The sequence below is a fragment of the Candidatus Similichlamydia epinepheli genome, from assembly GCF_003056015.1.
In genome coordinates this window covers 1-10,053 of sequence record NZ_PPEU01000028.1, presented here as the reverse complement: position 1 = coordinate 10,053, position 10,053 = coordinate 1, and the positions used below count along the sequence as shown (strand labels likewise).

11 protein-coding genes, 1 tRNA gene and 1 pseudogene are annotated in these 10,053 nt (G+C 38.9%); 8 read left to right on the top strand and 5 right to left on the bottom strand.

What is annotated here, in order from left to right; genetic code table 11:
• From GCCT14_RS02545 to GCCT14_RS02530, 4 genes and pseudogenes are all read left to right on the top strand, one after another.
• A pseudogene (locus GCCT14_RS02545) lies at window positions 1–368 on the top strand (preprotein translocase subunit SecA); the annotation flags it as partial.
• Between the two features lie 99 nt (window positions 369–467).
• Window positions 468–1,127 (top strand): hypothetical protein, encoded by a 660-nt coding sequence (locus GCCT14_RS02540; protein ID WP_108624108.1) that lies wholly within the window; start codon window positions 468–470, stop codon window positions 1,125–1,127.
• A gap of 2 nt (window positions 1,128–1,129) precedes the next feature.
• Window positions 1,130–1,408, top strand: a complete 279-nt coding sequence (locus tag GCCT14_RS02535) for a hypothetical protein (protein WP_157952513.1) — start codon at window positions 1,130–1,132, stop codon at window positions 1,406–1,408.
• Entirely contained in the window at window positions 1,401–2,027 is a 627-nt protein-coding gene (locus tag GCCT14_RS02530) for an endonuclease III domain-containing protein (protein ID WP_108624106.1), read from the top strand. Before GCCT14_RS02535 ends, GCCT14_RS02530 begins: the two co-directional genes overlap by 8 nt.
• Before the next feature lie 30 nt (window positions 2,028–2,057).
• Here the strand turns inward: GCCT14_RS02530 and ruvA are convergent, their stop codons facing one another.
• From ruvA to GCCT14_RS02510, 4 genes are all read right to left on the bottom strand, one after another.
• Window positions 2,058–2,657 carry a Holliday junction branch migration protein RuvA gene (gene ruvA / locus GCCT14_RS02525; RefSeq protein WP_157952512.1) on the bottom strand — a complete coding sequence of 200 codons (600 nt, stop codon included), beginning with the start codon at window positions 2,655–2,657 and terminating at the stop codon, window positions 2,058–2,060.
• A 5-nt stretch (window positions 2,658–2,662) separates the two neighbouring features.
• Entirely contained in the window at window positions 2,663–3,130 is a 468-nt protein-coding gene (locus GCCT14_RS02520) for a crossover junction endodeoxyribonuclease RuvC (RefSeq protein ID WP_157952511.1), read from the bottom strand.
• Window positions 3,121–4,347, bottom strand: coding sequence for a glycosyltransferase (locus tag GCCT14_RS02515; RefSeq protein WP_108624103.1), 1,227 nt, complete (start codon window positions 4,345–4,347; stop codon window positions 3,121–3,123). The genes GCCT14_RS02520 and GCCT14_RS02515 overlap by 10 nt, the downstream gene beginning before the upstream one ends.
• Window positions 4,321–4,403 (bottom strand) — tRNA-Leu (locus GCCT14_RS02510). The genes GCCT14_RS02515 and GCCT14_RS02510 overlap by 27 nt, the downstream gene beginning before the upstream one ends.
• 156 nt (window positions 4,404–4,559) lie before the next feature.
• Here GCCT14_RS02510 and GCCT14_RS02505 point away from each other — a divergent pair.
• From GCCT14_RS02505 to GCCT14_RS02495, 3 genes are read left to right on the top strand one after another with little or no spacing between them, the layout of a single operon-like run.
• Window positions 4,560–5,879, top strand: a complete 1,320-nt coding sequence (locus GCCT14_RS02505) for a metal ABC transporter permease (RefSeq protein WP_157952510.1) — start codon at window positions 4,560–4,562, stop codon at window positions 5,877–5,879.
• A 15-nt stretch (window positions 5,880–5,894) separates the two neighbouring features.
• Window positions 5,895–6,812 carry a metal ABC transporter permease gene (locus GCCT14_RS02500; RefSeq protein WP_108624101.1) on the top strand — a complete coding sequence of 306 codons (918 nt, stop codon included), beginning with the start codon at window positions 5,895–5,897 and terminating at the stop codon, window positions 6,810–6,812.
• Window positions 6,813–6,846: 34 nt separating this feature from the next.
• On the top strand, window positions 6,847–8,658 hold the full coding sequence (locus tag GCCT14_RS02495) for a site-2 protease family protein (protein WP_157952509.1): 1,812 nt from the start codon (window positions 6,847–6,849) through the stop codon (window positions 8,656–8,658).
• A 35-nt stretch (window positions 8,659–8,693) separates the two neighbouring features.
• Here the strand turns inward: GCCT14_RS02495 and GCCT14_RS02490 are convergent, their stop codons facing one another.
• Complete coding sequence (locus tag GCCT14_RS02490) at window positions 8,694–9,929, bottom strand: HAD-IC family P-type ATPase (RefSeq protein ID WP_157952508.1); 1,236 nt, start codon at window positions 9,927–9,929, stop codon at window positions 8,694–8,696.
• Between GCCT14_RS02490 and GCCT14_RS05620 the strand changes: the two genes are divergently transcribed.
• A partial coding sequence (locus GCCT14_RS05620; RefSeq protein ID WP_157952514.1) for a P-type ATPase actuator domain-containing protein occupies window positions 9,925–10,053 on the top strand: 129 nt, incomplete at its 3' end. The two genes, GCCT14_RS02490 and GCCT14_RS05620, sit on opposite strands and share 5 nt — an antisense overlap.

The following is a 10,053-nucleotide window of genomic DNA, read 5'->3' as shown; positions in this document are numbered from 1 at the left end:
CTATGTTCCGTTTGCTCAGGAAACTATTTGGATCCGCTCAGGAAAGACGTCTCAAAACGTACTGGAGGATCGTAGAGAAAATTAACGCTGCAGAAAGACGTATCGTCGAATCAGATGTAACAGATCTTTCTGCTGAGACAGAATTGCTAAAAGCACGTTTTAGAAACGGTGAAAGTCTTGAACAACTTCTTCCTGAGGCTTACGCTCTTGTAAAATGTGCTTGCCGACGTCTTTGTGGTGCTTCTATCAATTGTACAGGTCAAACTATCGTATGGGACATGGTCCCATTTGATGTACAACTAGTTGGTGGTATCGCTCTTCATTTTGGGACTATTGCTGAAATGCAAACGGAACATAGTTTCACTTGAAGATCGGGAAGATTAAACCACCCGTCAGACTTGTATTGGACACGGACCCGCAGTATAGAGCAAGTAGAGATTAAGACCCAACTGATCGAGTATCTTGTAGTGTTTCTTTTTGAAGAAGAATTGTTTGCTTTCTCTGCAGAAAGTTGGCCAGATCTAATGAGAATTGATCAACCTACTTTGTTTGCTTTGACCATTGTCCTTCACTACCGTTCGGAAGTTCTTTTTTTGCAAAGAAAAGACTCCTTAGGTGAATGCAATGTATGTTTCGAATTGCCAAATGGATTTGGATATCCATTCGAGACAATTAAAGATGCTTTTATTCGAATTCTTGGATCACAAATAGCGGTTCCTCCATCTCAAATTGGGGGATTCCTTGGTTTAATCGATTATAGAGATCATAAAAACCGATTAATTAGAATGATTTGTGTTTGGGCAGAACTAGAAACTGCTTTGCCAGTTCCTCTATGTGTTTCTCAATCTTTTATTTATGGAACATTTGTCTCATACTCAGAGAGGGAAGCATTCAGACTCTTTCCAGTATGTGAGGTCGCTGTTCAAGCATTCTGGTTTGGTTCTTCCATTGGAGAGGAATTGCGTGGTTTCATACTCGAGGAAGGAAGATGCCGGCCCCCTTCATCATTTGAATTGTTTTGTGGCCCCCTTCATCATTTGAAGTTGTTTTACTTCTGCGATGTCGTCGTGATCATGCTATCTTGGTACAGAAAAATTCAGAAGGTTTGCTTGAGCTTCCTTCAGTAACTTTGACTAAGCACGACCAATTTCACAAAACAATTCAAAATATATTCCCTGGAGTTAAGGAAGAGTTAGCGTATTTAGGTGCTTTAGATAGATGGTCTGAAAATAAAAAACAGAAATTTTTTTATTCGTTTGCATATGATGAAATGTCGTCCTTTGAAGGAATCTTGAAAACAGCTTTTTTTATATCAGCTTTAGAGGGATTGAAAAAACGATCTTCGGTTATTACCAGAGATGGATTCATTAGATTTAAGAAAAGGTTTTTTGTTGACCTATATGAGTAGTTCTAGTGCAAAGAATCGTTTTGATATTCTCTTCCAATTATTGGATAAGTTTTCACCAGATCCTTCTCCGACTCTGGATGCGTCTTCTTCTTACACCTTTCTTATTGCTGTTTTATTGTCTGCTAGATGTTTCGATGATAGAGTAAATAAAGTAACTAAAGTTCTTTTTGAATGGGCTGACTCTCCTGGTAAAATGATTAAATTAGAAGTGGATGAAATTCGTGCAATTATTCGTCCTTGTGGGTTGAGCTTAAGAAAGGCAGAGTCTATTTGGAATCTTTCCGATCTTTTATTGCGTTACTATTCGGGTCATGTCCCCTCCAATCGTACTGACCTTGAGTCTCTGCCTGGAGTTGGTAGAAAGACTGCTTCGGTTGTTCTATCGCAATGGTTTGGTCAACCTGCTTTCCCAGTAGACACTCACGTTTTTAGGTGCGCAAAGAGATGGAATCTAGCCAAATCTAAGTCTAGAAATGGAGTAGAGATGGAATTATGTCATTTAATACCAAAATATCTATGGGCACGAGTCCACTTGCAAATGATTTCAGTGGGAAGACAATTTTGTCGTAGTCGTATGCATATTAAAGAAGATTGCCCTTTCTGCTCGGTTTTGTCTTAGTTTTCCCTAATTGAGATGTAGTTCTCCGCTTCAGAAATCACTAGAATTATCTTGCGAGATTGATCCTACCCGTGGAATTCTCATGAGAGCTAAATGAAGAAGCTCTTCAGAAGATTGTACGGATGGATTTTCAGACCATGTATCTTGAATCAATTGATTAGCTTCAGGCCTAGAAAGACCCAATTGTATTAATGCCTTTTTCGCTTCTTGGCACAATAAAGGAGATGATTCACGGGATTTTCTTTTTTCTACTTTTAAGTCGAAAAGTATTCTATTGGCGATTTTTAAACTTAGACCACGAACTTGGGAAAGAGCCTCCCCATCATCTCGTTGAATGGCACTAATAACCTCTTTGGCCCCTAGTTTTTTAATTAGGGATCCTGCTGTTTTGGGGCCAATTCCTGGAATCTTTATTAATTTTTGAAATAGATCCAATTCTTCAGGATTTATAAAACCGTACAGATGAGGACCGTCTTCTTTCCAGGTCATATGTGTAAGGATAACTACTTCATCTCCTTTTATTGGAGGTGTGTGCCCAAAGAAATTTAATTGAATTTGTATGGGGCCCAATCTTATAGAGAGAAGGTCTTTTTCAATTTTAATGATGACGCCTTGTATCGACTCGATCATATCTCTCAAGCTTGCTTATTCAACAGGTGTGAGAAGTATGCAAGGGCAATCGCATCTGCACAATTGTCATTTAATGTTTTAGGATTGAGGTCGAATTTATTAGCGATCGCATGAATCATCATTTGTTTATCGCTATCACCTCGACCAGTAACAAGATTTTTAACTTCTTTAGCACTGTATTCTTCCAAATCGATACCCCGCTCTTTTGTCAAAAAAATAAAGACTCCCCTTAAGTGTGATAAAGCAATTACTGTGCGGGGGTATTTACCCACAAATGTTTGTTCAATAGCAAGTCGATTTGGACGATATTTTTCCAAAACAGTGCGAAATGCTTCACCCATAATGAGAAGGCGTTTATGTGGGTCTGTTCGGGTAGGGGGCTTGAAGAGCCCCCAGTCTATGATTTCCCCCTCTTCGAGCACTCCATAACCAGTTAAAAAAGTACCGGGGTCGATGCCTAATATTATCGACATGTTTCTATAAGACGTTTCATTTGGCGAATTCTGCACTGTTCCGAACATCTTTCTAAATGAAAATCGTAAAGGCTCTCTGAGATCATAAATCGATATGTAGGGTTCTGAAATAATTTCAACTTATCACGCATCGATTCGATTGATCCATGTTGGTAAAGCAACCCTTCCCATGGCCCTTTAGGTAGAAGCTGCCTAACAACTGGAAAATTTGGTGCCAAAATAGGACGACACCATGCCATGTAATCTGGAAGAGAGGGATGCCCCTCGTAAACACATGGAGAATGATTTCTAAAAGGGGATACAAAGGCGTCAGCCTCGCATACTAACTCACGTTTTTTCTTGAAATTTGAAAGGTTATGGATAAAGAACCTATGCGATCCTAGAATCGATCCCATAGCTGATTTTAATGAAGATAGCCGCTTCTTGTCTTGAGTAACTATGTGTAGTTCGATATCGAGTAAATCCTCCATAGCAACCGCTAAATCATCAAGTCCATTCCATTCCTCAAGGTTACCTACATAGAACAACTTAATTAGTTTATCATTAGTGTCGCACTTTTTAGGCAGACGATTCTCAGAAGAGGCTAGGGGCAAGACCCTAATGGTAATGTCTCGCATGAAGTAGGGAGGGCTTTGAAGCTGTTTCAATAGTTCTTCAGTTGGAACAATAACAAGGTCTGTTGCATGAAGTGTATTCTTGAATTCTAAGATAGTTTTTTGCTCATTGAGACTAACCCTTTTCTTATCCTCCTTATTGGAAGAAAGGTAAAACGGCAAATTAAGAATTTCTTGAACGTATTTAATGTGTGGGTTTCGGTATTGTAGAAAGAATCTAGCAGTTTTCCACTCCGAAAATAAAAGTACGTTTGGTTGGGTAAAGTCCACAACAGAACGAGTCAGACGAAGCATTGGCCAGCTTGTGCGTATGCCAATAAGACGTGCAAATGGGGAAAGAGAGAAAACAGGCCATAGCTTCAAATTGCGTATAGGTGTTAATGGTTCACGTCCAAAGTAAAAAGAATGAAGATTCTCTACTGCCCACGAGCCATACATCAAGATAAGGCATACTTCACAGCCCAACTTGGAAAGATGCAAGCCAACACCGTAAACATGTCCACCTAACGGATTATCCGATGGAAGTCTATCCTCATGGACGTAAAAAACTCGCAAACAATCCACCCCGCCTTTTTCTGCGGAAGGAGGGAGTCGAACCCTCACGAGAATTCTCTCACTACCACCTCAAAGTAGCGCGTCTACCATTCCGCCACTTCCGCCTGGTCTATTAAAAAAATATTTTGGGAGAAGAAATTGCTGCCTGCTTTTTTGTATTATTAGATGCCGAGACCATTAGATCGCCGAGTCTAGTTCTTGCCCTCTTTTCGCAACAATATAAACTTAAATCTATTAGCAGTTTTGTTTCATCTAAAAGGATGATTTCCATGCCACCAAATTACTCTTTTTTGCTCTTGATGTTGCCTTCGTTTTTTGGAAGCTTTCTGATGGGGTGGATTTGTGGTTTAGTTGGTTTTTGTGCATATTTTTTGGAAAATTGTCTTATAGCTGAAGTGTTATCCCATGCAGCTTATCCTGGAGTGTTGCTTGGCCTTTGGGTTGTTTGGTTTTTATGTGGGACAAATGATCTCTTTTCTTGGAGTAGTTTTTTTCTGCTTTTTTCTTTAATTTTGTTGGTGATTTCTTTTTTTATAGAGGGATATAGATTTATATATCGGAAAAGAGTTCCAGAGGATGCTCTTTTTTGTTGGACTTTAGCTACAGCAATGGGATTTAGTTCTGTTTTGCTAAGTCTATTCCAAAAAAAATGGTTTTTTCTTCTACCTACAGCTCAAAGATTTCTATATGGCCAACTTGTTTTTCTTGAGTGGTCAGCTTTAATACACTTGATGACTGTTGCATTTTTTATAACACTTGCCTTTATCGTTTTTCAGCTTCCGATTAAATTTTTTCTTTTTGATTCGAACTTCACTCTTTTCCCTTCTCGCGCTCGAGTGTTATTCTTTTTTTTCATGAGGTTAATTTTAACTCTATCCATCTTAGTTGGATTACAAGCTGGAGGAGTGTTTGTTGTGACATCATTGATGGTGGCACCTGCACTTGCTGCTAAAGTTGCTTTAAGCAGATTTTCTTATATGTCTCTTTTTGCTGCTTTTTTAGGGGCTTTATCCTCTTCTTTGGGGCTGTTATTTAGTTTATGGCTTGACCTAAGTTTTGGTATCGCGCTTCCGCCTGGACCTACTATTGTATTTGTTGCTACCTTGCTTTTTGTTTTGACTGAAATTATGGCTTGGCCAAGAGGTTTATTTGCTCGCATCAGAAAGCGAAGAGATTATGAGCAGAGGTCTTTTCTTGAAGTGATACTTAAAACATTTGTCAAGCGAGAGCAGTCATCTTTTTCTGCTCACATGTTATCGGAACTTATTGAGGAACATTTACTCCGTGTGGAAAGAGGGTTGTGTAGTCTAGTTAAGAGTGGTTTCCTATCAGAATGTTCTACCACTGGTTTTTACATGTTAACAGAAAAAGGTAGACGAGAGGCTTTGAGAATTTTACGACTTCATCGTCTGTGGGAACTTTATTTAGTTGAAAAAGGCGGAGTCTCGCCGGAAATGGTACATCGTTATGCAGAAGAGATGGAACACGCGCTTGATCTAGATTCTAGTGAAACTATTCAACAATTACTTGGGGATATTGATCGAGATCCACATGGAAGATCAATACCTCCACCTCAGTGACGGTTCGGCTTTATTATGTTGCTCTATTTTCATGCAGGATTTGTTGATTTTTTTTCCATTATGATTCATCGCATCTTGTCTGGTGCTGTTTTTTATGAACTTGCACAAGACGAGATGCAGATAATATGTCTAATATCAGTTGGATGTTTCTCAACGTATATCGGATCGCTTCTTTATTTGAGCAGAATGACGATGCTTGCGAATACGGTTTCGCACACATCTCTTTTAGGTGTCGTCATGGGGGCTTGGCTCTCAAATATTTTTCAACTTCAAGATGTACACAATCCGCTATCTTATTCAGCCATATTACTGAGTGCTTTGATCTCTGCTTTAATAACATCTTTGCTAACTCACATCTTTAGAAGTCATTTAAGATTACGAGAAGATGCTAGCCTGGCTCTTGTTTTTTCACTTTTATTTGCTTTAGGAGTAGCTGGAGTATCCATTTTATGGGGGAAGGCTCATGTTGGTCTTGACTTGATCTTAGGTAATATCGAACTAGTAAACATGAGAGATACTTGTATTTTGGTTGGAACCTCTGTTTTAAATTTGTGTTTTTTCTTTCTATTCAAGAGAGGTCTTGTAGCTTTTGTCTTTGATAGAGAGTTCACAGCTTGCTCGTTGCCTTTATCAAATTTTTTTGAGTTGCTTTTGCTGTTTCAAATAGCGCTTTTTGTGATGGCATCTCTTAAGGTGATGGGGTTATTCTTGCCTTTAGCTTACCTTGTGGGTGTACCTATTTGGTCACGTTCTATAAGCATAGATTTAAGTAGCATGTGGAGGAAAGGCCTTCTTCTTTCCTTCTTACTTCCAATTTTGTCGATTGCTTGTGTTAGAGCTTTCTTGACTCACTTTAATGTTTCTCTCTCTTCTTCAGGAGTTTCAATTGTTTTTCTATTTTTCTTACATCTCCTTGCTTGGCCTTTTCTTTAATTGCATTAAATCTTTCTTTTGTGAAGGAACAGTCATGTCTTTGCTGTCACAAGTTTTACAACTTGGATTTGCTATTTTTTCCATCTTTTTTTTAGTGCTTCTACACGAGTTGGGTCATTACATTGCGGCCAAGATATTGGGTGTGAAAGTCCAATGCTTCAGTGTGGGAATTGGCCCTCCAATAATTTCTAAGACCTGGAATAGTGAGAAGTGGCAAATATGTTGTATTCCTTTTGGAGGATTCGTTCAGATCGATTCTATTTCCCCATTCCTTGATGAAGGCGAGGAACCTCTTCCTAAGGTTGCAATTTGGAAAAGATTTATTCTAATTTTGGCTGGTCCTGGCACTAATTTTTTGCTCACAATTTTCTTTTTCTCAGTTCTTTGGTCAACTGGTGGTATCTACAAGGATTTTCGCAATTTGAATCCTTTTATTGGGGCCATTCACGAAGGGAGCGATCTTGATAATATTGGACTTCATCCTGGTGATCGAATCATTTCATACGGAGACTCTCCTGTGAAAATGTTTCAAGACCATTTTTCAAATAGTAGTAGTCGTAATCAAGTAGAGGTAAAGGCTCTTTCGATATCTTACCAAAATGGTTCATCTGAAGAAGTTAAGGGCTTAATTAGATCAATTCCTTTAAATGGAACATTTCAAAACTACGGGGTAAGAGCTCCTGGTAGCTTCGTTATCTATCAAGAACCATTAAATGCTGGCTCACCTCTTCTTTCTTCTGGAATAGAGCCTTATGATCGAGTTGTCTGGGCAAATGGGCGTTTGGTTTTTTGTTTTGAATCTTTTGAAGAAATTTTGTCTGAAGATGTTGTCTTACTTAAGATTCGTAATAGATCAGGTGAGATCAAGTGGAAAAGAATTCCTCGTTTACGTTTGATTGAGTTGATGGATTCAACCAGAAGAATTTATCAACTTAGGGATCTTCTCTTTAGTAGGAGATTATCTTCATCTCCTTCTACATGGTGGATTCCGTATACTGTCTCAGAAGATCTTAAAGTGACTGAACGCCTTTTGTATTCAATGGAAGACGGATTAGAAATCGGAGATCAGATCGTTTCGGTTCAAGGTGTAGCAGTTTCTTCTATTGCTGAGTGTCGTAAAGAACTACAAAATAGAAAATTGTTTTTGATTGTACATCGAGACAGTGGTAATGACCCATCTATGGAACGTGCAATAAAAGATTTTGAGATGCCTTTCCATGATGAGAGATTGCATGATTTAGCAAAGAATTGCGAACCTGGATCTAGTCTAGGGTCTTTTTTTGTATTAAAACCTGTTGAAATGAAGAGAAGGAAAGACCTTACTCCTGATCAAATCGGAGTTCTCAGAAAATTTCTTAGCAAGGTTAATTTTGGGTCTTTTCAAGAAGGAATTTATCATAGCCTAGTTAAAGCAAAAGAAGAACAGTTAGTAATTGGTGGATTCTTTTCTGATCGTTCGGTTCAATGGAGGATTTCTCCTTTTGCTCTTTTTCTTCGTGACTTCTTTCAAAGTATACAATTTCTATCGGACCTTTTCTTACACTGGACAAAACCAAAAATGGTAGGTCCGATTGGGCTGGTTAAGCATCTGTATAGTTCATTGAATGAGGGCTCTTCTAATTTTTTCTACTTATTAGGCGCTATCAGTCTACAGTTAGGACTGTTCAATTTACTTCCAATTCCTGTTCTGGATGGTGGTCATTTGATGTTTCTTTTTATCGAAGCTTGTACTGGAAAAAGATTGCCTTCTTCAATAATGAAAAAAGTTTTTGCGATCTTTTTTATTCTTTTCTTAACCATTTTATCTGTTAGGTCTTTATTCGATATCTTTGCTCTCTGGTCTTAGTCAAGGAAGTATTTATTGCTTAGTAAAGCCTTTGATTAAAGGAGGCGTAGCCCGTTTAAGGCAACTAAGATGGTGCTTCCCTCGTGTAGAAGGACAGAAAACCAAATCATAGAGTGACCAGAGATTGCTATCAGGCTACCCAATGCAATTGAAATCGTGCTAAAAATCCATCCTTGTTGAATGACCTGACGGGTCCGAAGGGCTTGTTGAAACAGCCATGGTAATTGTTCAAGATTATCCTTTAGGAGAACGATAGATGCGCTTTCCGTAGCAAGAGATTCTCCGACTCCTCCCATGGCTACACCTATATGGGCTTTTGAAAGAGCAGGCCCATCATTTATTCCGTCTCCTACCATCATAATTGAAGTTTTCTGGGCAAGATCTGAAATGAAGTCGAATTTTTGTCTTGGACTTAAGTCAAAGTGAAATTGTTCAATCTTAAGCGCATTTGCGATGCGTTCAACTTGTTCCTGCCGATCTCCACTCAAAATAATCGGATGAATCCCTTTCTCCTTGAAGGATTCAATTACTTTAAGTGCCGACTCACGTACCTTCTCTTCCAAACAAAAGAGGAAGAGATGATTGTCGGCCCACCCGTAAATAGCTGTGCCTCCTTCTTTGATCCACTTGTTACCTTCTTCAGCAGCTAGTTCCAATAGGTCACTTGGGACCCATTTGCTAGCTAGTTGCTCAGAACCTATACAAATTGTCCCTTCTTTCCATATTGAGGTAAGACCTTGCCCTAAGAATTGTTCGACTTTGTCTAGTTCTAAGGATGAAGGTAAGTTGTTAAGATGCTCACGTAAGTAAAAAGCTATAGAACGACCAACAGGGTGAAGAGTCTGCTCTTCAAGTAAAAGCAGTGCAACCATTCCCTCTTCTGGTGGCTTGACCCTTCCCCCATTTTTATTCCAAGTGAGAAGAGATTTCATCTTAAGAAGAGGCTCTGTCAATGTTCCAGTCTTGTCGAAGGCAATTGTTTTAATCGAAGGAATCAGCTCGAGTTGGGCAGTCCCTTTCACGACTATACCTTGCCTAGTACAACGACTAATAGAACTTAAATAACATGCAGGTAACGAAATAATAAGAGCACAAGGAGAAAGAGCTATTAAAAGCCCTAAAGATCTTTCTATCGATCCACCAGGCCCAGAAAATGGACAGTTATAGCAGATAAATGGAAGAAGTAACATTAATAAAGTCGATATGGTGACAACAAAGAGAGAATAGAAATTTTGGTACTTCTCCATGAAGACTTGAGATGGAGTTATCATTTCTGGTAGCTCCGAAATAACCACAACTCAATTAAACGGAGAATTAACACCAAGCGCAAAAGTTCCTGGAGATATGGTCTATTCTGGATCTTATAATCAACAAGCTCTCATTATTGTACGCGTC